Origin of the sequence: Pandoraea oxalativorans (assembly GCF_000972785.3) — a bacterium.
Taxonomy (GTDB): domain Bacteria; phylum Pseudomonadota; class Gammaproteobacteria; order Burkholderiales; family Burkholderiaceae; genus Pandoraea; species Pandoraea oxalativorans.
The window spans coordinates 2,672,011-2,697,336 of record NZ_CP011253.3 but is presented as its reverse complement, the minus strand read 5'-3'; the positions used below and the strand labels follow the sequence as shown (position 1 = coordinate 2,697,336).

22 protein-coding genes and 2 pseudogenes are annotated in these 25,326 nt (G+C 62.7%); 20 read left to right on the top strand and 4 right to left on the bottom strand.

Annotated features, from left to right (window positions below; translation table 11 throughout):
* Nucleotides 1-10: 10 nt before the first annotated feature.
* Complete coding sequence (locus MB84_RS12125) at nt 11-1,549, bottom strand: acyl-CoA carboxylase subunit beta (RefSeq protein ID WP_046291956.1); 1,539 nt, start codon at nt 1,547-1,549, stop codon at nt 11-13.
* 261 nt (nt 1,550-1,810) lie between these two features.
* Between MB84_RS12125 and MB84_RS12120 the strand changes: the two are divergent.
* Nucleotides 1,811-3,401: pseudogene (locus MB84_RS12120) on the top strand (ABC transporter substrate-binding protein).
* A 73-nt stretch (nt 3,402-3,474) separates the two neighbouring features.
* On the opposite strand, the gene MB84_RS12115 reads toward MB84_RS12120, so the two are convergent.
* Nucleotides 3,475-3,696 carry a biotin/lipoyl-binding carrier protein gene (locus tag MB84_RS12115; RefSeq protein WP_046291955.1) on the bottom strand — a complete coding sequence of 74 codons (222 nt, stop codon included), beginning with the start codon at nt 3,694-3,696 and terminating at the stop codon, nt 3,475-3,477.
* Nucleotides 3,697-3,768: 72 nt separating this feature from the next.
* Here MB84_RS12115 and MB84_RS12110 point away from each other — a divergent pair, with 72 nt between their 5' ends.
* The 16 genes from MB84_RS12110 to MB84_RS12035 all read left to right on the top strand — a co-directional run bounded on the left by MB84_RS12110 (nt 3,769) and on the right by MB84_RS12035 (nt 20,348).
* Nucleotides 3,769-5,379 carry an FAD-dependent oxidoreductase gene (locus MB84_RS12110; RefSeq protein ID WP_046291954.1) on the top strand — a complete coding sequence of 537 codons (1,611 nt, stop codon included), beginning with the start codon at nt 3,769-3,771 and terminating at the stop codon, nt 5,377-5,379.
* Nucleotides 5,380-5,738: 359 nt separating this feature from the next.
* Entirely contained in the window at nt 5,739-6,512 is a 774-nt protein-coding gene (locus MB84_RS12105; protein WP_046291953.1) for an SDR family NAD(P)-dependent oxidoreductase, read from the top strand.
* Between the two features lie 61 nt (nt 6,513-6,573).
* A complete protein-coding gene (locus MB84_RS12100) occupies nt 6,574-8,139 on the top strand; it encodes an ABC transporter substrate-binding protein (RefSeq protein ID WP_046291952.1) in 1,566 nt (521 codons plus the stop codon).
* 58 nt (nt 8,140-8,197) lie between these two features.
* Nucleotides 8,198-9,955 (top strand): AMP-binding protein, encoded by a 1,758-nt coding sequence (locus MB84_RS12095; RefSeq protein WP_169835002.1) that lies wholly within the window; start codon nt 8,198-8,200, stop codon nt 9,953-9,955.
* Nucleotides 9,952-10,602 carry an ABC transporter permease gene (locus MB84_RS30950; protein ID WP_245725544.1) on the top strand — a complete coding sequence of 217 codons (651 nt, stop codon included), beginning with the start codon at nt 9,952-9,954 and terminating at the stop codon, nt 10,600-10,602. Before MB84_RS12095 ends, MB84_RS30950 begins: the two co-directional genes overlap by 4 nt.
* Nucleotides 10,496-11,656: an ISL3 family transposase gene (locus tag MB84_RS12085; RefSeq protein ID WP_052653238.1), complete on the top strand. Its 1,161-nt coding sequence runs from the start codon at nt 10,496-10,498 to the stop codon at nt 11,654-11,656. The genes MB84_RS30950 and MB84_RS12085 overlap by 107 nt, the downstream gene beginning before the upstream one ends.
* 42 nt (nt 11,657-11,698) lie before the next feature.
* Nucleotides 11,699-12,184, top strand: a complete 486-nt coding sequence (locus MB84_RS12080) for an ABC transporter permease (protein WP_342672658.1) — start codon at nt 11,699-11,701, stop codon at nt 12,182-12,184.
* Nucleotides 12,177-13,076 carry an ABC transporter permease gene (locus MB84_RS12075; RefSeq protein WP_046291951.1) on the top strand — a complete coding sequence of 300 codons (900 nt, stop codon included), beginning with the start codon at nt 12,177-12,179 and terminating at the stop codon, nt 13,074-13,076. Before MB84_RS12080 ends, MB84_RS12075 begins: the two co-directional genes overlap by 8 nt.
* Nucleotides 13,076-14,158: an ABC transporter ATP-binding protein gene (locus tag MB84_RS12070; RefSeq protein ID WP_084009743.1), complete on the top strand. Its 1,083-nt coding sequence runs from the start codon at nt 13,076-13,078 to the stop codon at nt 14,156-14,158. The genes MB84_RS12075 and MB84_RS12070 overlap by 1 nt, the downstream gene beginning before the upstream one ends.
* The gene (locus MB84_RS12065; protein ID WP_046291950.1) at nt 14,158-15,228 is read left to right on the top strand and encodes an ABC transporter ATP-binding protein; all 1,071 of its coding nucleotides are present in this window, start codon (nt 14,158-14,160) and stop codon (nt 15,226-15,228) included. The genes MB84_RS12070 and MB84_RS12065 overlap by 1 nt, the downstream gene beginning before the upstream one ends.
* Nucleotides 15,225-16,403 carry an acyl-CoA dehydrogenase family protein gene (locus MB84_RS12060; RefSeq protein ID WP_046291949.1) on the top strand — a complete coding sequence of 393 codons (1,179 nt, stop codon included), beginning with the start codon at nt 15,225-15,227 and terminating at the stop codon, nt 16,401-16,403. Before MB84_RS12065 ends, MB84_RS12060 begins: the two co-directional genes overlap by 4 nt.
* Before the next feature lie 63 nt (nt 16,404-16,466).
* Nucleotides 16,467-17,654 carry an acyl-CoA dehydrogenase family protein gene (locus MB84_RS12055; RefSeq protein ID WP_046291948.1) on the top strand — a complete coding sequence of 396 codons (1,188 nt, stop codon included), beginning with the start codon at nt 16,467-16,469 and terminating at the stop codon, nt 17,652-17,654.
* Nucleotides 17,651-18,817, top strand: coding sequence for a thiolase family protein (locus tag MB84_RS12050; RefSeq protein WP_046291947.1), 1,167 nt, complete (start codon nt 17,651-17,653; stop codon nt 18,815-18,817). The genes MB84_RS12055 and MB84_RS12050 overlap by 4 nt, the downstream gene beginning before the upstream one ends.
* Before the next feature lie 34 nt (nt 18,818-18,851).
* Nucleotides 18,852-19,337 carry an FAS1-like dehydratase domain-containing protein gene (locus MB84_RS12045; RefSeq protein WP_046291946.1) on the top strand — a complete coding sequence of 162 codons (486 nt, stop codon included), beginning with the start codon at nt 18,852-18,854 and terminating at the stop codon, nt 19,335-19,337.
* Nucleotides 19,334-19,762 (top strand): MaoC/PaaZ C-terminal domain-containing protein, encoded by a 429-nt coding sequence (locus MB84_RS12040; protein WP_046291945.1) that lies wholly within the window; start codon nt 19,334-19,336, stop codon nt 19,760-19,762. Before MB84_RS12045 ends, MB84_RS12040 begins: the two co-directional genes overlap by 4 nt.
* 82 nt (nt 19,763-19,844) lie before the next feature.
* Complete coding sequence (locus MB84_RS12035; protein WP_046293714.1) at nt 19,845-20,348, top strand: flavin reductase family protein; 504 nt, start codon at nt 19,845-19,847, stop codon at nt 20,346-20,348.
* Nucleotides 20,349-20,380: 32 nt separating this feature from the next.
* Here MB84_RS12035 and MB84_RS12030 read toward each other — a convergent pair whose 3' ends face one another.
* A complete protein-coding gene (locus MB84_RS12030; protein ID WP_245725543.1) occupies nt 20,381-21,253 on the bottom strand; it encodes an IclR family transcriptional regulator in 873 nt (290 codons plus the stop codon).
* A 220-nt stretch (nt 21,254-21,473) separates the two neighbouring features.
* On the opposite strand from MB84_RS12030, the gene MB84_RS12025 reads away from it, so the two are divergent.
* The 3 genes and pseudogenes from MB84_RS12025 to MB84_RS12015 all read left to right on the top strand — a co-directional run.
* Complete coding sequence (locus MB84_RS12025) at nt 21,474-21,728, top strand: hypothetical protein (RefSeq protein WP_046291944.1); 255 nt, start codon at nt 21,474-21,476, stop codon at nt 21,726-21,728.
* A gap of 81 nt (nt 21,729-21,809) precedes the next feature.
* Complete coding sequence (locus MB84_RS12020) at nt 21,810-23,075, top strand: IS256 family transposase (RefSeq protein WP_046291943.1); 1,266 nt, start codon at nt 21,810-21,812, stop codon at nt 23,073-23,075.
* Nucleotides 23,076-23,114: 39 nt separating this feature from the next.
* Nucleotides 23,115-24,407, top strand: a pseudogene (locus MB84_RS12015) (lyase family protein); the annotation flags it as partial.
* A gap of 89 nt (nt 24,408-24,496) precedes the next feature.
* Here the strand turns inward: MB84_RS12015 and MB84_RS12010 are convergent.
* The gene (locus tag MB84_RS12010; protein ID WP_046291942.1) at nt 24,497-25,213 is read right to left on the bottom strand and encodes an SDR family oxidoreductase; all 717 of its coding nucleotides are present in this window, start codon (nt 25,211-25,213) and stop codon (nt 24,497-24,499) included.
* Nucleotides 25,214-25,326: the final 113 nt, after the last annotated feature.

Below are 25,326 nucleotides of genomic sequence, written 5' to 3'. Positions count from 1 at the left end.
GTGGGTTGTCTCAGGGATCGATGCGGTGCTTGAATCCCGGCTGACGTGAATCGGCTGCCGCCGCAAGCGCCTGCCGGATCGCGTCGCGCGTTTCCGCAGGGTCGATCACGTCGTCGATCCAGCCCTGTGCCGCGGCCTCGTAGGCGCTCGACTGCTCGTCAAGACGCGCCATGATCTCCGCCTTGCGCGCGGCCGGATCCGGTGCGGCGGCAATCTCCCGGCCGAACACCAGTTCGACACCGGCTTCAGGCCCCATGACGTCGAAATGCGCCCCCGGCCAAGCCGCAAGATAGTCGGGACGCATGGCGCGGCCGCACATCGCGAGATACGCCAGACCGATGGCTTTGCGGGCGACGAACGTAATCTTGGGGACTGACGCAGCACACACGGTGTTGAGCAGCCGGGCAGCGAGCGACACCATGCGGTGCTTCTCGATGTCGGGGCCCACAAGAAAGCCCGGCGCGTCGCAAATGAAGACGAGCGGGACATGAAAGGCGTCGCAAACGTCGACGAACTTGCGCGCCTTCTGTGCGGTTTTCTCGTCCATCACACCGCCGCGCGCCATCGGATTCGACGCGACGAAGCCGACCGGTTGCCCGTCGATTCGTCCGAGCGCCGTAATCAGATTGGGGCCGTAGCGCGGTCGGTAATGGAAGAGGTCGCCTGTGTCGACGATCAGGCTCAACACGCGCTTCATGTCGTACGCCTGACGCCCGATATCCGGGATGAGCGCGCGCAGCTTCTCGCGTCCTTCTTCCGTGTCGACGGCCGCAGGCTTCGCCTCGACGACCGGCGGCAACTCGCCGCTGTGGCTCGGGAGAAACGACAGGAACGTTCGCAGACTGCGCAGCGTGTCCGCTTCGGTGTCACCGACGTAGTCGGCCTGACCGGTGACGGTCTCGCTGACCTCCGCGCCACCAATCGCCTCGGGAGTGACCATCTCGCCGGTGCCGACCTTCACGACGAGGGGGCCCGACATCCCCATCACGCCCGTGCCACGCGCGAGTGCGGTGAAATCGGATTGCGCGGCAGTGAAGGACGGACCGCCGAATGCCGGTCCGAGAATCGCGGCGAGCTGCGGAATCTGACCGGACATACGGAAGTGATCCGCAAAGCGCGCGCCCATGTTTGCAGCCATCGCACCGAAACTCTCCTGCACACGCGCCGCACCGGCTTCCATCAGCGCAATGAACGGCTTTTTGTGACGCAACGCAGCATCGCGCACGCGCGCGATCTTGATTTCTCCCACACGTCCTCGTGTGCCGCCCAGCACCGTCGCATCGTCCGCTGCGACGTAGACGATGCGTCCGTCGATGGTGCCGTGCCCGGTCACGATGCCGTCAGCCGGGGTGCGTTCGCGTAATGACGGATGCGCGCTGTGCGCATGCACGCCCATTTCGATGAAGCTGCCATCGTCGAGCAACAACGCGATGCGCTCGCGCGCCGTGAGCTTGCCTTGTTCGCGCAGCTTGTCGATGGCGGACGCCGAAGTCGACGCCCGGATGGCGTCGCGGCGGTGTTGCAGTTCTTCGATCTTGCGTTTGTCCATGAGTGTCCTGGCGGTGCGATAGGCACGGAAAGCAAGCGGGCCTTTCCGCATATCCATATATTGAAATAGATAACGATTATATGGTGTGCCACGCGAGTATCGATGTCGTGTCGGTATGATCGCTTATTGACATCGTTAATCATGTTTCCTAGCTTTTATAGCGGATATTTCAACAACGCGCCAGATAAATCGGCGCAAATCCGGGTGGGGTTTTCGATGCTTCTGTAATTCCAATATGTGTACAAATTAAGAGAGGTCGAAATGAATCGTTTGACGGGACGGCGCGTCGTAACGCGCATGGCATCGGGGTTGCGGGCAGGGGCGGCAGTGGCCGCACTGGCCGCGGGAGCGCTGGGCGCAATGGGGGCATCGTGCGCGATGGCAGCCGACAAGACGGGGCCCGCCGTCGATCGAAACACACTGGTCGTGGCCCTCGACAAGGAAATCCAGAGCCTCGATGCGCTCATCACGGCGAGCGGCGATTCCCAGCGCTACGCGATGTCGATCTTCGACACGCTCTATGGCTTCGATACCAAGGGCAACATCGTGCCGCGCATGGCGAGCAGCTACACCATGTCCTCCGACGGTCTGACCTATACGTTCAAGCTCAGGCCGAATATCAAGTTTCATAACGGCGACCTGTTCACATCGGGCGATGTGAAGTACTCCATCGAGCGCGTGATCGACCCTGCGTCGAAAAGTACGCGACGCCCATATTTCGCCCCCCGTCATCGACGCCATCGACACGCCCGATCCGCTGACGGTCCGCATTCGCCTGAAGCAGCCGGACGGCGTCTTCCTCAACAAGATTGCAGGCTTCCTGTTCATCGTTCCACAGAAGTACACATCGTCACTGCCGAACGTAGAAGCGTTCGCGGCAGCGCCCATCGGCTCAGGGCCCTATCGCGTAAAGACGAACAAGGTCGGGCAATACCTCGAGCTCGAGCGTTTCGACGATTTTTACGGTGATAAACCCGCCATCAAGACGCTGGTATTCAAGTACATCCCGGAGCCGTCGAGTCGCGTGAATGCGATCGTGTCCGGCGAAGTGGATATCGCCGCCATGATCCCCCTCGCCGAAGTTGCGAGGCTGCGCCAGGACGCTGCCCTGGACGTCATCACGAACCCGGTGTCGTCGCCCATGCATGTGCGCCTGTACTCAAACGTCCCGGACTCGCCGCTGGCCAAGCGCGACGTTCGGCTCGCACTCAATTACGCAGTCGACGCCAACGCCATCATCAAAGGTGTTTTCCACGGCGTTGGCGCGCCGATGGGCACTTTCATCTCGAAGTACTTCCCTTATGGCGGCGACCCGAGCGTCGCACCGTACCCCTACGACCCGGCAAAAGCGCGCGCACTGCTCAAGCAGGCCGGCTACCCGAACGGCTTCTCGATCAAGCTCTACGACGCCGTCGGGACACCCAAAGAGTTTGCCGAAGCGCTGGCCGCCTATTGGGGGCAAGTCGGCGTCAAAGTGGACATCAATCGAATCGACTACGCCGCGTGGAGTCGCCTGAACAACACGCACAAGACCGGGCCGATGACGACCACTCAGTTCACCAACGCGATCTACGACCCGATCCATCCGGTAGCGGGATCGTTCTCGAAGGACGGCGCCTGGTCCGACTACTACAACCCGGAGGTCGAGGCACTCCTCAAACAACTCGACACGACAACCGGCGCCGAAGCACGCGGCGCGCTCTTCCGCAAGATCGGCAAGATCCTCCACGACGACGCCTCGGCTGTGCTCGTGACGGAACTTTTCAACGTCTTCGCGAAGAAGAAGACGCTGACATGGGAAGTGCAGCAAGGCTCGGGCTTCCTGAACTTCCGCAAGGTGGCCTGGCATTGAGACGCGTTTCGCCGTGCGTCACGCGATGCGACGCACGGCGACTCGACCAAACGGGCAGGCGAGGGCGCAGCCTTCAGGCGTCGAGACTCACGGCAACGTCCCCCTCGCCAATCGGATCGCCCACATTGAAGTGCACTTTCGTCACACGCCCGGCGCGCGGCGCGATGACGGGAATCTCCATCTTCATCGATTCGACCATGAGCAGCGCCTGATCTTCGGACACCGTGTCGCCCTCGGCGACAAGCACATGACAAACGGTGCCGGTGATTTCAGAGCGAATAGCTTGGTGGGACATCTCGGTTTCCTCCGGGTGGTGATAAATGGCTCAACAGATGATGGTCAGTGAACAACGAGGAGTCGTCGACACATGGTTGCATTCTTGAAAGCTTCGGAACAGCGAGGTGCGCACGCGCAGTGGCATGCGACTTACGACGTCGTCGTCGTGGGTTACGGTGCGGCAGGTGCGGTTGCCGCCATCGAGGCAGCGGATGCGGGTGCGCGAGTACTGCTGATTGAAAAGATGCCCGACCCCGGCGGCATTTCGATCTTGTCCGCCGGCGGCGTGCGCGTCTGCGACGATGCCGACGCGGCATTTGCCTACCTGCAACACACGTGCGGTGGCCGCACGCCGGACGACGTGTTGCGCGCGCTCGCCGTCGGCATGACGGAAGTGCCCGACTATCTGCGCGAACTGGCGCGCACGAACGACGCCGTCGTTCGCGTCGACGCGGCGCTCGGCAACTATCCGTTCCCCGGCTGCGACTCGCTGGCCTATGCCGACATTGAATCGATTCCCGGCTTCGGCGATCCGGCCGGCTACCTCGCCGCACGGCCATTCCGCCCAGGGTGTCTGCTCTTCAAGCTGCTGCTCGACAACGTCGAGGCGCGAAGCGCACAAGGGCGCATCGACGTCTGGCTCTCCACCCGCGTCGAACGACTGGAGCAGGGTGAGCGGCGCGAAGTGCTTGGTGTACGAGTGCGTCGCGGCGACGAATCGCTGCGCGTGCGCGCGCAACGCGCCGTCGTGCTCGCCTGCGGTGGATTCGAAGCGGATGAGGAGATGAAGCGTCAGTTCTTTGTCTCGACGCCCGTTCTGCCAGGCAGCTTTCGCGGCAACACTGGCGACGGGATCCGCATGGCGCAGGCCGCAGGCGCGGCGCTCTGGCATATGTGGCACCACCACGGGCCGTATGGCATCCGACATCCCGACCCGTCGTATCCGTTTGGCATCTACGCCAAAATCCTGCCAATGTGGACGCCCGAGCGCGAGACAAAACCCTTGCCGAAGATGGCATGGATCGTCGTGGATCAGCGCGGACGCCGCTACGTCAATGAGTATCCGCCGTACATATCCGACACCGGAGTGCGCCAGTTCGATCACTACGACCCGTCGGCCTACCGGCATGACCGCCTGCCGTCGTACCTGATCTTTGACGAGGCCGGACGGCGCATGTATCCGATGGGGCGCTCGATCACGAACGATCGCGAGGCTTGGTACGAATGGAGCAGCGACAACCTGAAGGAGGTGGAGAACGGCTTGCTGCAAAAAGCCGACACACTCGACGCGCTGGCGGAAAAACTGGGCATCGACGCGGCAGGACTCGCGCGCACGGTGCGCGAATGGAATGCCGGTTGCGAGGCGGGCCACGACGATGCGTTCGGCCGCCGCCCCGAAACGATGACGCCGCTCACTGAGGGGCCGTTCTATGCCGCGTCGCTGTGGCCGGTCGTCATCAACACGCAAGGTGGCCCTGTACACGACGCCGCTCAGCGGGTACTGGACCCCTTCGGCGAGCCGATTGCCGGCCTCTATGCAGCAGGCGAACTCGGCAGTGTGTTCGGGCATATCTATATGGCGGGCGGCAATCTGGCGGAATGCATCGTCGGCGGGCGAATTGCCGGTCGGAACGCAGCTCGCGCGTGCGACGCCGCGGCAGCACGAGGCGAAGCGAATTCCGTCGACATGCGGCGCGCCTGATGCATGCCGGGCATCCGGGTACTTCGAGCGATTGAAATGAACCGGACCTCGGATGCCCATTCTTGCGACCTTATCCTAATGTTCAAATGGTGGAATTAATGACGCGTTAATTTTCGCAGAAAACCGCGAACGAAGTGCGGTGATTTGCTAAGCAAAAATCCATATAAAGACTGGCTCACGCTTGCGTTATAAAGATAACCGATGGTGTATCGATTGAACTGAGAGTTATCCCTGATGAAATTCAAGCAAAGTAGTTTGTTTCAAATATTGACCGTCGCATCATGCGTGATTAGACTGGTTTCCATTACGACGACTGCCGACACAGATCAGGCAGCGCCACAACCAGGAGACGCAAGCGCATGAGCAATCGCTTCCAGGGAAAGGTGGTTCTAGTGACGGGCGGCGCGCGTGGCATCGGCTACGCAACGGCCGAACGGTTCGCGCAGGAGGGTGCGCGCGTGGCGATCTGCGATATCTCGGCAGACGCTGCGCAATCCGCCGCCGAAGCGCTGAAGCGCGACGGCGGGCATGACGCCGTCGGCTTCGGCTGCGACGTCACGGATGAGGCGCAAGTCGAAACGCTCTTCGCGCAGGTGATCGCGCAACTCGGCGGACTGGACGTCCTCGTGAACAACGCAGGCGTCACACGAGACAATCTGCTGTTCAAGATGTCTGTGGACGACTGGGATCGCGTCATGAACGTCCATTTGCGCGGCACTTTTCTGTGCACGCGCGCCGCGCAGCGACACATGGTCGAACAACGCAGCGGCAAGATCGTCAATCTCTCTTCCACATCGGCACTCGGCAATCGCGGGCAGGCGAACTACTCGTCGGCCAAGGCGGGGTTACAAGCCTTCACACGCACCGCCGCCATCGAGCTGGGCCCCTTCAACATCAACGTCAACGCGGTAGCGCCGGGGTTCGTCGACACCGAAATGACGCGTCAGACGGCGGAGCGTCGTGGCATCGATCCCGAAGAATACAAACGGCAGCGCGCCAAGAGCATTCCGCTCGGCCGCGTCGGTGTTCCTCGTGACATCGCCAATGTCGTCGCTTTCCTTTGCAGCGAAGACGCGTCGTTCGTTTCGGGGCAGATCATCTATGTCAAGGGCGGGCCGGAAACGTTGCGCTAACCTCAGTTGATTGTTGTCAACCGGGTATCGCTTCGTTCATCGCTCTTCTTCGGAGAATTCAATGCACACACGGGCATTGCATGCAGGGTCACGCAAGGTGGCGTGGATCGGGTTGGGTATCGCGCTGTGCGCGGCGCTTCTGACGTCGACAGCGGCACACGCCATTGGCGGGAAGCCCGCCCTCGACCGCGACACGGTAGTGTTCGCCGTCGGCAAAGATATCAATAACCTCGACGCTCAGGTCGCCGCTACGGGCGATTCTCAGCGCTACGGCTGGCAGTTGTTCGACTCGCTGTACGCGTTCGACATCGACGGCAACCTGAAGCCCAGTGTGGCCACCGGCGTGAAGATCGCGCCCGACGGCCTTCAGTACACGTTCACGCTGCGCAGCGACGTCAAATTTCACAACGGCGCGAAGCTCACGGCCAGGGATGTGAAGTATTCGCTTGAGCGCATCGTCGCGCCGGAAACGAAGAGCACGCGGCGGCCATACTTCGCGAACCTCGTCGACCGCGTGGATGCGCCGAACGACACGACCGTCGTGTTTCATCTGAAACGACAGGACGGGGCGTTTCTCAACAAGATCGCAGGTTATCTGCTGCTGGTGCCGAAGGCCTACACCGAAGGACTCGCGTCGCCCGAGGCGTTCGCACGCGCGCCGGTCGGTTCCGGCCCGTACAAGTTCGTCGAACAGAAGAGCGGGCAATCGGTGACGCTCGAGCGTTCCGACGGCTACTGGGGCGCGAAACCGGGCATCAAGCGGCTTGTCTTCAAGGTCATTCCCGAGGCGAGTAGCCGCATCAATGCGCTGCTCAACGGTGAGGTCGATGCAATCGACTATGTACCGAGCGTCGACGTAGCGCGCCTGAAGGCCAACGCCGGCCTCACCGTCAAGTCGGTTCCCGTGGGCAGTCCGCTCGCCGTGCGGCTGTACTCCAACGTGCCGGGCACGCCGCTCTCGAAGCGCGAGGTGCGCCTTGCACTGAACTACGCGCTCGATACCAAGGCGATCATCGGACAGGCGTTGCATGGCGTGGGCGCTCAGATGTCCTCGTATGTCTCGTCCAGCTATCCGTACGGCGTCGACCGCACGCTCAAGCCGTATCCGTACGATCCCGCGCAGGCGAAGAAATTGCTGGCGCAAGGCGGCTATCCGAACGGCTTTACAACCGACCTGCTGTGCCCGACAGACAACCCGAAGGAACTCTGTGAGGTGATCGCGGCGTACTGGTCGGCCGTCGGCGTGAAGACGAATGTGAAGGTCATCGATTACGCCGCGTGGAGTCGCCTGAACAACACCCACAAGGGCGGCCCGATGACGATGATGCAGTTCTCCAATGCCATCTACGACCCGGTCCATCCGATCAGCGGCGCCGCAACGAAGGACGGCACGTGGTCGGATTACTTCAACCCGGAAGTCGAGAAACTCGTGGCACAGGGCGACGCAGCGACCTCGCGCGAACAACGCGACGAGATCTTCAAAAAGATTGGCCGCCTGTTGCACGACGACGGCCATGCCGTGCTGATCACCGAGCTTTATTACACCTTCGCACAGGACGTGAAGCTCAATTGGGAGCCGCAGCACGGCAGCGGGTATTACAACCTGCGCAGCCTGAGCTGGAAGTGACCTTCGTGATGTCGAGAACTCAGGCAACGAGAGTAGAACCGAACCGATGAATCCGAACATGAAACGACAGGACAGTGCCCCACCTCCGGCGCATACCGCCTCGGCGGTGGCGGCCGCGCGGGTCGACGCGATCGACTGGACGCATGAGACGTTCGCGAGCGCGCTGACATGGATCGCCCAAGCGCATGGCGAGCGCGAGGCTGTGGTCCATGGCGACACGCGCCTGACCTTCGGCCAGCTCGTGCAGCGCATTCATGCATTCGCGCGCGGCCTGATGTCGCTGGGTGTCGGGCCCGGCGAAAACGTGGCCTTGTGGATGTCCGACAGCACGGAGTGGCTGATCGCTCGCTGGGCCGTGCCCCTCATCGGCGCGGTGCTCGTCCCTGTGAACACCCGGTTTCGCGACAGCGACGTGGCATATGTACTCAGCCAGTCGGAGGCCACCACGCTTATCGTTCAGGAGCGAGGCGGCGCATCGGGGCGGGGCGTGCGTTACTTCGACATTCTCGCGCAGCTCGTGCCCGACTGGACCACACAGCGGCGTGGCGCGTGGCAGTGCGAGCGCATGCCGGCCCTGCGCCGTGTCATCGCGCTGCCGGATGAACGCACCCTGCATACTGGCATGGAGAGCTTTCATGCTGTCGAAGCACACGGAAAGAGCCGGTTGGACGACGGGACGCTGGAGCGCCGCTTTGCAAAGGTGAAGGCCGACGATGTCGCCCAGATTCTCTACACCTCGGGGACGACCTCGTTCCCGAAGGGCGCGATGGTCCGCCACGGCGCATTGCTCGCCAATAACCACTACGCGGCGCAGTGTCTGCGGCTGAGCGCACAAGACCGCTACCTCTCGTGTGTGCCCCTGTTCACCGCAACGGGCACGTTCTACACGCTGGCGATGGCGCTTTCCGGCGCGGCCATGGTCATCGCCGATCACTTCTCGCCGCAACTCTTCTGCGAACTCGTTGCGCGCGAGCGCATCACGGTCAGCTTCTTCGTCGACACCATCGTGCAGGACCTCAAGGCGTTCCCCGATATCGGCAACTACGACCTGTCGAGTTTGCGCACCGGCACCGGCGCACCGCTGCCCACGGCGTCTTTCGAATGGGTCAGCCGCACGCTGGGCGTGCCTGAACTGGTGAGCGCGTATGGCATGTCCGAGACGTCCAATGCGGTCGTTCGCACGCGCTGGGACGATCCGTACGAAAAGCGCTCGCGCACGAACGGACGCCCGGTGCGCGGGGTGAAAGTGCGCATTACCGACATCGAAACCGGCAAGGAACTGCCCGCCGGTTCGATCGGCCAGATTTGCATTTCCGGTTACGTGGTCATGAAGGGCTACTACCGCATGCAGGATGAAGACCGCAAAGCCATCGACGCCGACGGGTGGCTGCTCACAGGCGACCTCGGCGAGCTCGACAGCGATGGTTATCTGACGTATCGGGGTCGGGTAAAGGAGATGATCAAGCCAGGCGGGTTCAACGTCGCGACGCAGGAAATCGAAGTGTTCCTCAAGACCTATCCGGGGGTGCGGCAGGCCGTTGTGGTGGGCGTGCCCGATGCGCGCCTTGGCGAGGTGGGGTACGCGTACATCGAACGGCAGGAAGGGGCCGATATCTCGCCCTTTGCCTTGCAACAGTATTGTCGCGAGCACATCGCCAGTTACAAAGTGCCGCGCTACGTGGAGTTCATCGATGTCTGGCCGCTGACCGGCAGTCAAAAGATCCGCAAGCTGGAACTGCGCGATCGCGCCACGCGCAATCTCCAGGGCGACGACGAGTCCACCAGCGCGACCGCCGATGGAGGCGCACACGCATGATTCGCTATCTCACGCGTCGCGTGGCGCAGTCGCTGATCACGGTGTTGCTCGTCACGCTGGTGATCTTCCTGATCGTGCGGCTGATCGGCGATCCGACGCACCTGATGCTCCCGCCCGAAGCCACTGAAGCCGACCGCGCGCTGCTGCGTCACGAAATGGGGCTGGATCGCCCGGTGGCCTTGCAGTACGGTAGCTATCTCTGGCATCTGCTGCAGGGGCAACTCGGCATTTCGTACCGGTTCTCCCGCCCGGCGCTCGACGTGGTACTTGGCGCGCTTGGCCCGACGTTGCTGCTCACCACCTCCGCGCTCGGACTGGGCATTCTGGTCGGGGTGCCGCTCGGGGCCATTGCCGCGGTACGTCGCGGTGGCGCGATCGATCAGTGCGCCAAACTTTTGGTTCATCGCGCAATAGCGTGGAGGGATTTGACAAGTTTTCGTACTCTTGATGGCAGGAATTTGCCATCAGGAGTGCGTGGAGATGCTGGATCGCAAGCTGCTGGAGTCGCTGGGAGGCTGGCAGGGCTATGCCGTCGAACGCGTGGAGTGGCCCGAGGGCACAGGGCGCACGCTGTCGATCTATTTGAAGCCAACCGCCAAGGTGATGCTGTGCGAGCAGTGCGGCGCACGATGTCGCCAGGTCCATGAGACCACGGTGCGCCGGGTGCGAGATCTGCCGTTATTTGAGTACCGGGTTGTTCTTCATGTTCCACGCCGGCGCTTGTTGTGTGAGCAATGCGGTGGCCCGCGCCTGGAGCGGCTTACTTGGCTGGGTCGCTACCAGCGGGTGACGGATCGGCTTGCGGCGGCCTGCAGCCAATTGCTGCAATCGAGCAACGTGCAGGCGGTGGCGAGGTTCTTCGAGCTGGGTTGGCATACCGTCAAGACGCTGGACAAGGCCCGGCTCCGAGCGTCAGTGCGCGAACCGGATTGGTCCAGGATCGAGTATTTAGCGATGGACGAGTTCGCCCTGCATAAAGGGCATCGGTACGCGACGGTAGTCGTCGATCCGATCAGCAGGCAGGTGCTGTGGATCGGCCCAGGACGCTCACGCGAGACGGCTCGGGCGTTCTTCGAGCAATTGCCGCGTGGGGTCGCCCAACGCATCAAGGCCGTAGCCATCGACATGACTACGGCCTACGAGTTAGAAATCCAGGCCCACTGCCCACGGGCGGAGATCGTCTATGACTTGTTCCATGTCGTGGCCAAGTACGGACGAGAGGTCATTGATCGGGTGCGCGTGGATCAGGCCAACCAACTGCGCCAGGACCGTCCCGCGCGCCGGGTCATCAAATCGAGCCGCTGGCTGTTATTGCGCAACCGCGACAAGCTAGACCGGCAGCAGGCCGTCCGGCTCGACGAATTGCTGCAAGCCAACCAGCCGCTGCTGACGGTCTATGTCCTGAGGGACGAACTCAAGCGGCTCTGGTTCTACCGAAGACCTGCCTGGGCAAAACAAGCCTGGCACCACTGGTGCGAGCAGGCCGAGCAAAGCGGAATAGCCCCCTTGAACACCTTCGCTCAGCGTCTGAAAGGCTATCTGCATGGCATCCTGGCCAGATGCCGACATCGTCTAAACACCAGCATCGTTGAGGGCATTAACAACACTATCAAGGTCATTAAGCGGCGCGCCTACGGCTACCGAGACCAGGAATACTTCTTCCTCAAAATCCGCGCCGCCTTCCCCGGTAATGCTCAATGAACCAAACTTTTTGCCGTCCTCGGGCAGGCCGCACCGCCATTCCTGTTCAGCCTGCTCTTCATCCGCCTGTTTTCCATTGAGCTGTCGTGGTTTCCGACGAACGGCTACGGCACGTTCTCACATCTCGTCATGCCCGCCGTGGCGCTGGGCTGGTATTCGGCGGCGGGGATCATGCGCCTGACGCGCTCGAGTATGTCGGAAGTGCTCGACACGGAATACATCAAGTTTGCACGTATCAAGGGCGTGCCCGAGCGCACCATTGTCTTTCGTCACGCGCTGCGCAATGCGCTGCTGCCGATGATTACGTTCACGGCGTTGCAGTTCGGCATTCTGATGGGCGGTGCGGTGTCGGTCGAATTCATCTTCTCGTGGCCGGGCATCGGCCGACTGATTCTCGATTCGATCTCCAATCTCGACTACACGGTCGTGCAAGCCGCCGTCACCGTCGGTGCGCTGATCTTCACCTTGCTCAACCTGGCAGTAGACGTGCTCTACGCCTACGTCGATCCTAGGATTCGCTATGCATGAGGTCACTCCCCAGGACCTGCAGCAACGCCCGGCCGAGGTCAGTGTGCCGGTGCCGCAGGCACGTGCGCGTCGCCGGCTCTGGCGCGACGTTCAGCTTTGGGTGTGCATGGCATTGGCGCTGGCGCTGATCGCCGTTGCGCTGGTGCCGCAATGGCTCGCCCCCTACGACCCGAACGCAATTTCGCTGAGCGATATCCTCAAGCCGCCGTCGGCCGCTCACTGGTTCGGCACCGATCAGTTGGGCCGAGACCTGCTGTCGCGTGTGATCTGGGGCTCGCAGATCTCGCTGTACGTGGCGTTTTGTGCCGTGCTGATCGCGGGCATCTTCGGCAGCCTGTTCGGCATTGCGGCGGGCTATCTCGGCGGACGGGTCGACGCCGTCGCGATGCGTATTGCCGACATCCAACTGGCTTTACCGGCGGTGATTCTCGCGCTGGTGCTCGTCGGTGCCATCGGCTTCAGCGTCTTCAATCTGGTGATCGTGCTGAGTCTCGCTAACTGGGCGCGTTTCGCCCGCGTGACCCGCGCCGAAGCGTTGTCGTTGCGCTCGCGCGACTTCGTGCTGCTGGCCAAACTCGCCGGGGCATCGCGTTTTCGCGTGATGTTTGCGCACATCGTGCCGAACGTGGTCAATACCTTCATCGTGCTCGCCACGCTCGACATCGGCACCATCATCATTCTTGAGGCGACGCTCTCGTTCCTGGGCCTGGGCGTTCAGCCGCCAACGCCGTCGTGGGGCGCCATGATCGCCGATGGCCGGGGCTACCTGGAAACCGCATGGTGGATCTGCGGCATTCCCGGCATGGTCCTGATGGTGACCGTGCTGCTCGCGAACCAGCTCGGCGACGCGTTGCGCGACCGGCTAAGTCCGACGATGTCGAGGGGGTGGTAATGACCGTACTCCTCGAAGCGAAGAATCTGACGACGATGCTGCGCGGCAAGCAGGGTGTCGTCACTGCGGTGGATAACGTGAGCCTGCGCGTCGAAGCAGGGCGCTCGCTGGCGCTGGTCGGCGAGTCCGGCTCGGGCAAGAGCATGACGTGCAATACGCTGCTCGGATTATTGCCGTCGAACGGGCGGGTCGTACAGGGAGAGGTGCGCTACAAGGGACGCGATCTCACCCGGCTTTCGCATGCGGAAATGGCAAAAATTCGCGGCCGCGAGATCGGCATGATTCTGCAGGATGCCATGACGTCGCTCAACCCGCTGCCGACCATCGGCGACCAGGTTGCCGAGATCTTCCGCGTACATCGGGGCATTCGCGACAAAGCCGAACTGCGTCGTCTGTGTGTCGATGTGCTGGAACGCGTGAAGATTCCCGCTGCGCTTGAGCGTCTGGACAGCTACCCGTTTCAGTTCAGCGGCGGCATGCGTCAGCGCGTATCGATCGCCATCAACATTGCGCTCTCACCGGAATTGCTCATTTGCGACGAACCGACGACCGCACTCGACGTCACCGTGCAGCTTCAGATTCTCAAGCTCCTGCGCGAGCTTCAGCAGCAGCGCAACATGGCGTTGATCTTCGTCACGCACGATCTGCATCTGGCATCGCAGTTCTGTGACGACGTCGCGATCATGTACGGCGGTCGCATTGTCGAATCGGGGCCAATTGCCGACGTGTTCGCCCGCCCGGCGCATCCGTACACCGCAGGCTTGCTGCGGGCCGTGCCTTCGCTGGGTCGCTACGAGAAGCGTCTCGAAGCGATTCCGGGGCAGCAGCCGGGACTCACCGAATGGCCTCAGGGTTGCCGCTTCGCGCCACGGTGTGCGCTCGCGACGCAGCAATGCCGCGATCAGTATCCGGATTGGTTCGAGTGGCAGGGTGGGGCGCGCCGCAGCGCCTGCTGGCAGACGATGCAGATGTGGACACAACCGTCCGCACCGGGCAGTCACGCGACCGGCGACGCGACTGCCGAGGCGGACGCCGAGACCGCAGTGAACCGTGCAGCCCGCGCGCGCAGGGAGGTGGCGTGATGTCTCAACCGTATCTTTGCGTGCGCAATCTTCGAAAAACCTACGATGTACGCCGCGGGCTGCTGGGGCGCGCCCGACCGCTGCATGCCGTGGCTGGCGTGACCTTTGACGTGGACCCTGGCGCGACCTTCGGGTTGGTGGGCGAGTCCGGGTCCGGCAAGAGCACGATCGCCAAGATGTTGATGCTGGCCGAACCGGCAACGAGTGGTGAGGTCAGGGTCGACGGGCAGGACATCCGGCAACTGAGCGCACAGGCGCGCGAACACTTCCATCGTGTGCTGCAACCCGTCTTGCAAGACCCGTACAGCGCGCTGAATCCGCGCATGCGGGTCGGTCGGATTATCGATGAGCCGTTGCGTATTCATCGCACGCTCGACGAGGCCGGTCGCGCCCGACGCGTCGACGAACTCCTGCGACTCGTCGGGCTGCCGGGCGGCGCAGCGCGCAAGTTCCCGCATGAGCTCTCGGGTGGACAACGTCAGCGCGTGGCGATTGCCCGCGCGCTCAGCCTCAGCCCGCGCTGCATGATCCTGGACGAACCGGTTTCCGCACTCGACGTGTCCATTCAGGCGCAGATTCTGAACCTGCTCAAGGACCTGCAGGACACGCTCGATCTCACCTATCTGCTGATCTCGCACGACCTGGCGGTCGTAGCGTACATGAGCCAGCGCATCGGGGTGCTGTACCTCGGCGAATTCATGGAAGTCGCCGATACCGCGACGCTCATGCGAGGCGCGCGTCATCCGTACACACAAGCGCTGATTGCGTCCGTCGATGCGCGCGGTGGCAGCGCAGATCAGGCGGTCGCGGGCGAGATTCCCTCGCCGATGAATCCCCCCTCGGGATGCCCGTTTCATCCGCGTTGCCCACATGCGGCGGCGCGGTGTCGTGAAGAAAAACCGGTCGCGCGGGAGATTGCGCCGCGCCACTGGGTGACGTGTCATTTCGCGGAGACGATTCCCGTCGCGACAGCGAACACCGCTGCGCGCGCCATCGGCCCGAAAGCGATAGAAACCGCCAAGACCTCCGCTCCGGAAGCTCAGGCGGTCCCCTTTCAGGAGGCAACATGAATTTTGCAGAAACCCCTTCGTTGTCCAGGCAGGGCAACCCCGATGTGCTCGCTGCGCTGGAATCGGTCGTGCAAGAGCGCTTCCCGGCACGTGAGCGCGCGTATCACGACGCGGCGGCCATGCCGTTCGAGAACTTGCAGGACCTGTTCGAGCTCGGCCTGCTCACCGCCACCGTGCGTAAAGAGCACGGCGGCCTTGGCAGCAACGTCATGTCGTCCGATCCGGCCACATTCCTGCAAGCGATGCGGCGCGTGGCTCGGGTGTCACCGGGCACCGCGCACTGCATGCAGGTGCAGAACCACGTGGCGTGGGCACTCGACGAACTGGGTACGGACGCACAGCGCGAACGTTTCGTGAAGCCCATGACGCAGAAAATGAGCGTGTCCTCGTTCGTCGGCAGCGAAGCCGGGCGCAAGCACATGTACGTGCTCAAGACCACGGCAAAGAAGGTCGACGGCGGCTACATCGTCAACGGCAACAAGAACTATGCGACGAATGGCTACGAGAACGGCGTCGCCATCGTGTTCGCGACCATCGAAGGCGAAACGGAGTACTTCAAGTCGCACCTGATGGTCGTCGTCGAACCGGGAATGGAAGGGCTCAGTATCAATCACGACTGGTATCGCCCGACCGGCATGCGCGTGTGTCCGAGCCCGGAGATTTACCTGAACGACGTCTTCATCGACGAACTCCACGTGCTCGGCGAGCCCGGCGTCTATCCGCGCGGACGCTGGCAGGGGCGCTTCCACCTCGGTTTCACAGCGAACTACCTCGGCATGATCGAAGGCGCGTACGAGTGGGTGCGACAGAGTCTGGTCGAGCGCGGTCGGGGCAAAGACCCGTTCGTGCAGTTGCGCATGGGCGAGGCGAAGACCCAGTTGCATGGGGCGCAAGTCGTCTTCGAAAACGCCATCGACGCGTGGCGTGCGGGCGACGTGCAACGCGCGGAACTCATCTCCATGCAGGCGAAATCGATCTGCGCCCATGCGGCACTGGAGATGTCGCACACGCTGATCATGCTGGCCGGCTCGACGGCGCTCTTCGACGAGTTCCCGCTGGCGCGTCTGATCCGCGATCTGAATACGCACATCCTGCACGTCGGACACGACAAGACAGCACAGATCGTCGGGGCCGCCGAACTGGGCGAGTCCTTCGATTCGACGTTGCAGCGTTGAGCCCCGCGCTAATACGTCGGGTACATCGGACCCATCCCGTCAACCAAGACTTCGAGAGTTTTCATGGATTTTCAGCTCACCGAATCGCAGCGCGAACTGATCGACGCCACCGAGAGGTTGTGTCGTCAGTTGCTCCCGTTCGCCAAGGAGGCGCATGAGGCCGAATCCAGGGGCGACTTTGCGCCCCTGCAACGGCTACGTCGGCAGATGGCAGAAGCCGGATTGCTGGCGTTGAACATGCCGCAGGAATATGGCGGCGTCGGCCTGCCGCTGCTGGAGACCCTGCTGCTCATTCAGACCATCCAGCGTGTCGACTCCACGCTGGGCGGTCTGGCGCACCGCACCTCCACCGGCGCCATCGGCGCCGTGCTGGAGCTGGGCACGCAAGCGCAGAAGACGCGTTTCGTGGGCGGTGTCGCACGCGGTGAGATCGGCGTGTCGATCGGCATTACCGAGCCGGATGCGGGATCGGCCGCCACGGCGATGAAGACGCGTGCGCGCATCGAGGGCGACGACGTCATCATCAATGGCCAGAAGATCTTTATCAGCGCCGCAAAAGGGCATCACTATACGATGCTCTATTGCCGCTTCGGCAACACCGGCCGCGCGAGCGACATCGGCGCGATCATGGTGCCGCACGATGCCCCCGGATTCTCGTGCAGCGGCGGGACGTTGAACATGGCAGGCGAACGGCAGTACGAGTTGTACTTCGACGACTGCCGCGTGCCGAAGGCGAACATCCTCGCCGAGAGTCGCGCATTTGCGAAACTGATCAGCGTGTACAACGTGGAGCGGCTGGGCAGCATCTCGCGCATGCTCGGCTCTGCGCAGGCGGCGTTCGAATTTGCATTGCAGTACGTGCAGGAACGCAAGCAATTCGGCCGCGAACTGGCCGACTTCCAGGGCTTGCAATGGATGCTGGCCGACATGAAGGTCAAGCTCGAAGCCGCCCAGATGCTGACCTACCGTGCGGCATCGAACACCGCGAGTGGACTGCCATCGCCGCTCGAGACGTCCGTGGCAAAGGTCTATGTGGCACAGGCCGCGAAGAAAATCTGCGACGACGCGATTCAGCTTCTCGGCGGCTATGGCTACATGGCGGAGTACCCCGTCGAAGGGCTGTATCGCGAAGTGCGCGGCGGATCGATTTACGGCGGCACCTTGCAGATCCATAAAAACATGATCGCCGGGCATCTGCTAGGCCGCAAGAACAGCCAGTGGGCACCGAACTCCGGGGAGTCAGGCGAATGAAGGTCACAGCGCTTGCCGACCGCGAGCCGGTCATCGTCGACGTCGTGCGAACGCCCGTGGGGCGTCGCAATGGCGCACTCAGGCAATGGCATGCAGCGGCGTTGCTTGCTCAGGTCCTGAGTGCCGTGCTCACACGCAACGGCGTGCCGGCGGGGGATGTCGACGACGTGGTCGCGGGATGCGCGACGCAGGTGGGCGAACAGGCAGGCAACATCGCCCGCACCGCGCTGTTGATGGCCGACTTTCCGGTGACGGTGCCGGGAACGACCGTGCAGCGTGCGTGCGGCTCATCGCAGCAGGCCATTCACTTTGCCGACAACCTGATCCGCAGTGGCACGTGCGATGTGGTCGTCGCCGGCGGCGTCGAGCTGATGTCCACCACGCAAGGCGGGAACGACGACACACGTTACGGACGCCGGTATCCCGAGTCGCTGGTGGAGCGGTTTTCGATGCCCTCCATGGGCATTGCCGCCGAGCGCATCGCTGCACACTGGAAGCTGGGACGTTCCTATCTGGACGAACTCGCGTTGCGCAGCCATGCGCTGAGCGCAGCGGCGCACGACGCCGGCCGGTTTTCGCGTCAGCTTCTGCCCGTAGCCGGGGCCGACGGCCAGCCGCTCACGCGGGACGAAGGGGTCCGGCGCGATACATCGCTGGAAAAGCTGGCCTCACTAAAACCGTCGTTCCGTGAAGACGGCCGGGTCACCGCGGGCAATGCCAGTCAGGTGTCCGACGGTGCGGCAGCCATGCTGCTGATGACGGCGGCGAAGGCGCGTGAGTACGGCTTGCGCCCGCGTGCCGTATTGCGTGCGCAACTCGTGGTCGGTGTCGATCCGGCGATGATGCTCACCGGTCCGATTCCGGCAACGCAGCAGATTCTCGCGCGCAGCGGGCTTGCCCTCGAAGACATCGATCTGTTCGAGATCAACGAGGCATTCGCATCGGTGCTGGGCGCGTGGCTTGCCGAGATTAAGCCCGATCTCTCACGTGTGAATGTGAATGGTGGCGCCATCGCGGTGGGGCACCCGCTCGGGTCGACGGGGGCGCGCCTGATGGCCGGGCTGGTCGACGAGCTGGAGTTGCGCGGGGGCTTGTACGGGTTGCAGTCGATGTGCTGCGGCGGCGGACTCGGTACGGCGACCATTGTGGAACGTGTCGAGTGAGGCGGCTCGCGAGCGACGAACGAGGAGCGTGACGATGACGGAGATCGACCATTCGCTGATTGGCACGAGCGCACCGCCGTTTTGGGTGGAAGTCGAGCGCGGGGCGATTCGCAAATTCGCCGACGCGATCGGAGACGACAACCCGCTATACCGCGACGAAGCATTCGCGCGTCGACATGGCTACGACGGCATCGTGGCGCCGCCCACGTTTCCGACCTGCTTTCGCGCACCGAAGGATCCCCCTTGGATAGCGACGCTGGACCGGCGTCGCATCGTCGCCGGAGAGATGGGGTTTCACTACGTTCGGCCCATCGTGGCGGGTATGCGGTTCGAATGCCGCCTCCAGTTCGTCGGCGTCGACGAAAAGACAGGCGCGCGAGGTGCAATGTCGCTGATGCGCCAGGTGATGTCCGGCTACCGGATAGGCGAGGACGGCGTGGCTCGGGAATGCGTATTCACGGTGCGACGCACTACCGTCTATCGATCGGCGCAGCAAGTCGCGTCGGGGAGTCTGGCATGAACGAGAGGCCTCTGTTGCAAGTATGCGTGGGGGACACCTTCGCGCTTTCGATACCGGCGGTGACGACCACGCAGCTCGTGAGATACGCGGGGGCGTCGGATGACTACAACCGCATCCATTACGACCAGGGCTATGCGCAAGAGGCTGGTCTGGGCGGCGTGATCGCCCACGGCATGCTCACCATGGGATTCATGGGGCGCGCGGTCTCGGAATGGGCAGGTCCGGCGGCGTTCATCGTCGACATCGAGGCACGCTTCAATGCACCGGTACGGCCTGGCGACGTCGTCGTCGTGACCGGCACCGTGGCGGATAGCGCGCCCGGCAGCGACGGACGTCAGCGCCTGCGATGCGAGATCGTGGCGCGCGTGGGTCAGAAAACGGTCGCCAGCGGCGCCGCGGTCGTGGCCGCGCCGCTGGCGCACTGACGGAATCGCAAGCGCTGTCGTGCATCGGCGACGCCGGGCACGACGCACAAAGATCGTTTTGACGTATCTCGAGGAGGCTTCCGTGACTACCACGTTCGATGCCAGCCACTTTCGTCACGCGTTGGGGCGTTTCGCCACCGGCGTGACCATCGTCACCACCACCATGCCCGACGGCACGCCGGTAGGCCTGACGGCGAACTCATTCAATTCCGTGTCGCTCTCGCCGCCGCTCGTGCTCTGGAGCATCAACAAGCGCTCGCGCAGTCTGGAGGTATTCGAGACCTCCGGACGCTTTGCGATCAATGTACTGTGTGCGGATCAAATGCCGCTCGCAGCGCGGTTCGCGTCTCCGGTACCGGATCGCTTCGAAGGGGTGGAGTGGCGCAGCGGTCGTGGCGGCATGCCGCTCTTCGACGGGTGTGTGGCGTGGTTCGAATGCGATCTCGCCTTCAAGTACGAGGGCGGCGACCATTTCATCTTTGTCGGTGAGGTGATGGATCTGCATCACTGCGACCGGGTGCCGCTGCTCTATGCGGGCGGGGCTTATGGGGTGCCCACGCCGCACCCGGATATCGCGCTGGGCTGATGCAGGCGCGGCGAGCGATTCTTCTCGCCGCATCACCCCCAGAGGAGCGATTCGGCGTCGAGTTTCTTTTCCAGTGCGCGCACTTCCTTTTGCAGGAGTCTGGCCATCTCGATGCGTCGCGCGCCGGAAAGCCGCGATTCGATGGCCGCAATGCTGATCGCCGCATACGGCGTGCCCTGACGCGGCCGGATCGACAGTCCGATGGCAGACACGCCCGGCAGCACATCTTCTTCGTTGATGGCATAGCCAGCGTCCGTCGACGCGGCAATCGCCTTTTCCAGTCGTGACGGCGTGAAATTACCGAACGTGGTGAGACGGCCCGCGTTGGTCGACATGACCCTCTCGCGTTCGTCGGGCGGCAACGAGATGAGCAGAGCGAGACTGCCCGCACCGACACCCAACGGTCGTCGGCCGCCAATTTCGAGCGTGCGCGTCTGAATCGGATAGCTGCCCTCGAGCAGATCGATACAGACGGCGTCGAGGCCGCTGCGCACCATCAGGAAGACGGAATCGCCCGACTTGTCGGCCAGTGTTTGCAGTGTGGGCTGACAAAGCTCGCGCAAGCTGAAATGCGGCGACGCAGCGAGTCCGAGTTCGTAGACGACGTGGCCGAGATGATAGTGCCGCGTCTCCCGGTTCTGCATGAGCATGCCCTGTGCGACCAGTCCCTTGACGATACGGTGGGCGGTCGGACGTTCGAGCGAGAGCGCGTCGGCAATGTCGGACAGGCGCAACCCCTTCATGCCGTGCGCGGCGATTTCGCGCAGAACGGTCACGGCCCGATGGACGCTCTGGGTGCCGAGTGGCGGTGCGTTGCCGACGGACTTCCCAGTGACCTTGTCCGCGGCTTTTACCGGTTGACCGGAGGCGCTCGCCTTGGCTTTCGCATTGGCGGATTTGGGCACTATTTCGACGCTTTTCGTGGGCACGATGAAATGAGGCAGGGGAGTGAGCGCAATATCGAGATCGTACTATATCGGCGCCGCCGGATGTGGCGCGCAAACGTCGACCGGCGTATCGTGGTCGACTGCATAGAACACCGGCGCCGATCCCCCTTCGAACGCCGTCAGGATCAGGAGACACGCAGTGCGCAAGACAAGAATTGCCGGACTAGGAGTGTGCCTTATGACGATGCTTTGCGCGCCGGGTATGGCGCAAACCTCGACGGATACCACGGCTGCCACAGCGCCTCGGCGAGACGCGTTTTTCTGGCTGGGGGAAATCAACAAGGCGTCACTCGTCATCAACACCCGCCAAGGTTTGCTCGATGCGAAGCTGGCGCCGCACATCGCTCAGGGACTCGACACGGTGCTGCGCGCGGGCGATCAGCCGGGCGAGCTATTGTCGAATCTGGTGTACGGGGTGCTTTGGGAAATATGAGAAGGCGGTGGCGGTTTAGCTGAGAATGTTGCTTGTCGAAGGCACACCGAGCAAAGCCGGCGCGAGCCGGCCCCGACCACCATGAAGAAGATTACGAAAGAAACGAACGGCAGTAAAGCACAAACGAAGAGCGCGCTCGATGAACTGATCCAGCAAGGCGCGCGGCAGATCATCGAGCAGGCAGTCGAAGCGGAACTGGCGAGCATGCTTGAACAGTACAGCAACGTGAGGTCGATCGACGGTCGGCGTGCCGTGGTGCGCAACGGCTACCTACCAGAGCGCGAAGTCGTCACGGCCATCGGTCCGGTGCCGGTTCGGGTACCGAAGGTGCGTGATCGCTCGGGTTCGGGCATCCGCTTCAATTCGGCGGTCGTGCCGCCGTACGTTCGCAAATCCGCACGCGTGTCGGCCGCACTACCGTGGCTGTACCTGCGAGGCATCTCGACGGGCGACATGAGCGAAGCCATGGGCATCATGCTGGGCGGCCAGGTCAGCGGCCTGTCGCCAAATGTGGTGAGTCGTCTGAAGGCGCAATGGGCCGATGAGCATGCTCAGTGGAATCAGCGTGAGTTGTCGTTGGCGCGCTGGGTGTACTGGTGGGCTGACGGCATTCACACCGGCGTGCGCAGCGACGATTCCGACGGCCAGTGCCTGTTGGTGATCATTGGTGTCAAACCGGACGGAACGAAAGAGCGTGTGGCGATCAGTGACGGGTATCGGGAATCGAAGGCGTCGTGGGCCGAACTGCTGCTCGATCTGAAAAAGCGCGGTCTGCAGTCAGGGCCGCTGCTGGCTTGCGGAGATGGTGCGATGGGATTCTGGGCAGCGATGGAAGAAGTGTTCCCGCAGACCAAGCATCAGCGCTGCTGGTTCCACAAGATGGGCAACGTGCTCAACGCGCTGCCGAAATCGCAGCAGGCCCGCGCCAAAAAGGCGATGCAGGACATTTGGATGGCCGCCACGCGTGCCGAAGCGCTGGTTGCCTTCGATCACTTCGTTGATACCCACTCGGCAAAGTATCCGAAGGTGGTCGAAAAGCTGACGCAAGATCGCGACGAGCTGCTGGCATTTTACGATTTCCCGGCCGAACACTGGCAGCATCTGCGCACGACGAATCCGATTGAATCGACCTTCGCGACGGTGCGTCACCGCACCAAGCGCACGCGCAACTGCGTCTCGCGCGCGACGTTCCTCGGCCTGGCATTCAAGCTGATCGAGTCGGCCGAAGACTCGTGGCGGCGCATCCGCGCCCCCGAAAAGATCGCGACGATGCTTGACGGGATGACGTTCAAGGATGGAGAGCCGGTGACCGACAGCACACCGGCTCAGCAGCCCCTGGCCGCCTAATCTTGCTCACGCCCCGTACACCAGATTTGACTTTAACTCCAGCCGGGCGGCGCGCGCCCTGATCTGGTGATCACGTTCGAGCCGTTGCTGATCAAGGCGGCGGGCGTCGAAGCGACACTGCTGCATGCCGGGCGCTCCAGTCAGGACATGCTCGCGACCGTGCGCGCTGCGATGTATCGTGATCGGTTGCTCGTCCTCGCCGCCCAATTGCGTACGACGACGGCAACGCTTCGTCGACTCGCGCAACAGTACGAATCGACCGTCGTGCCCAATTACACGAATGGCGTCGCAGCGCAGCCGAACAGCTACGGGCACTATTTGTTAGGGCACGTGGCCGGATTGCAGCGAGACGCTCAACGTCTGCATGAGCTGTATGCACGGGTGGATCTGTCGCCGATGGGAACCACCGTGCTCAACGGCACCAGTTGGCCGCTCGATCGCGACAAGATGGCGCACGCCTTCGGCTTCGCTGACAAGGTCGACAACGCGTACGATGCCGCCCAGATCGCGGCGACGGACCTGCCGGTGGAGATCGGCGCGCTGGCGACGAGCATGGCGTTGCATACGTCCGCGTTTGTGCAGGACGTGATGGTGCAGTATGCACAGCCACGTCCGTGGATCTTGCTGCGCGAAGGCGGTGGCAACACCTACGTCTCAAGCGCCATGCCGCAGAAGCGTAACCCCGGGCTGCTCAACGATACCCGCACGGCGGCGTCGATGGTGGTGACGCTCGGCGTCGGACGTGCGATCACCGCGCACAACATCCCGCCCGGAATGAGCGATGCGAAGCACATCGACGAAAACATGGCGGTGCTCGACAAAACGACGGCGCTGCTCAAGCGCTGGGATCGTGTGCTCAATGCACTGGTGATCGATCCGCAGCGCGCGCTCGACGAACTCGACAGCGACTGGACGGCGTCCCAGGAAGTCGCCGACGTGCTGATGCGCGACTATGGACTGCCATTCCGCGTAGGGCATCACTTTGCGTCGGAGATCGTGGATTACGCCAAGGCCCACGACCTGCGTCCGAGCCAGTTCCCGTATTCGGAAGCCCAACGCATCTTCAGGCAGACGCTCACGGAGATGAACGTGAGCGCAGGAGACCTGCCGATGAGCGAGGCGCAATTCCGCGCGACGCTCGATCCGGTCGCCATCGTCAAACATCGTGCAACGTCCGGCGGCCCGCAACCGGCCGAGATGAAGCGCATGCTGACGCGCACCGATAGCGAACTGAGCGCCGACGGTAAGTGGATCGACACCCATCGCCAGACCATCGATCGGGCACTCGCGTCGCTGGACGGGGATTTTCGGAAGTATTTGACGACGAACTGAGGTTCGCGAAACGCTCGCCGCTGCCGGACGATGACTGCGTCGTCCGGCATATCGCTTTGACGCCTGCGGACCGGAGGCTGATGTCGCTGTCACCAGCGAACCGTTTGCCCTCGGTAATCCCGATACTCGAGCCCCGGTCGCCCGCGCTTTGCCAGAAGCACATCCACGACACCAGGGACACTTTCTTCAATCGACAGGCGTCCCTCGGGGCCACCCAACTCCGTGCGCACCCAGCCCGGTGCGATGAGCAACATGGCGCGCTTCGTAGCCGTTGCCTGACGCGCCGCAAAGCTGCGCATGAACTGGTTCAGCGCAGCCTTAGTGCCCCGATAAAGCTCGCGCTGGCCGGATTCATTATCCGCAATGCTGCCTTGCCCCGAGGACATGATGCCGATGAGGCCATCCGTGGGCACGAGATCACACAGGCTTTCCACGACCCGCATCGGACTTAACGCATTGGTGATCATCAGGTCCACGAAATCCTCGGTGGAAACTTCACCGATGGTCTGCGTCGGATCCGGGTTCGTCGTTCCAGCATTGACGAAAAGAATGTCGAATTTCCATTGCCCGAGCCGCTCGTGCAAGGCCGTGATCTGCTCAGGGACCGTGATATCCAGCGTCTCGATCTCAACTTGTTCCGGGTGCGCGGCGGCCAGGTCGTGAAGTCGCGTGTCCTGGCGACCTGCTCGTACGGTCCCCACAACGCGCCAGCCGCGATTGACGAATTCGACGGCCATTGCATGCCCTAGGCCGCGCGACGCGCCAACGAGCACGATGGTGGGCACAGGTTCAATGAATGTCCGCATGGTGTTCTCCCTTGACCGGTTGACCTGGTGAATTTTCCAACCCACCGCTTGGTTGCACAAGACGCCTTACCTGCAATCGTGACTTGCGTCTGACGCCATGCATCGCGGCATTT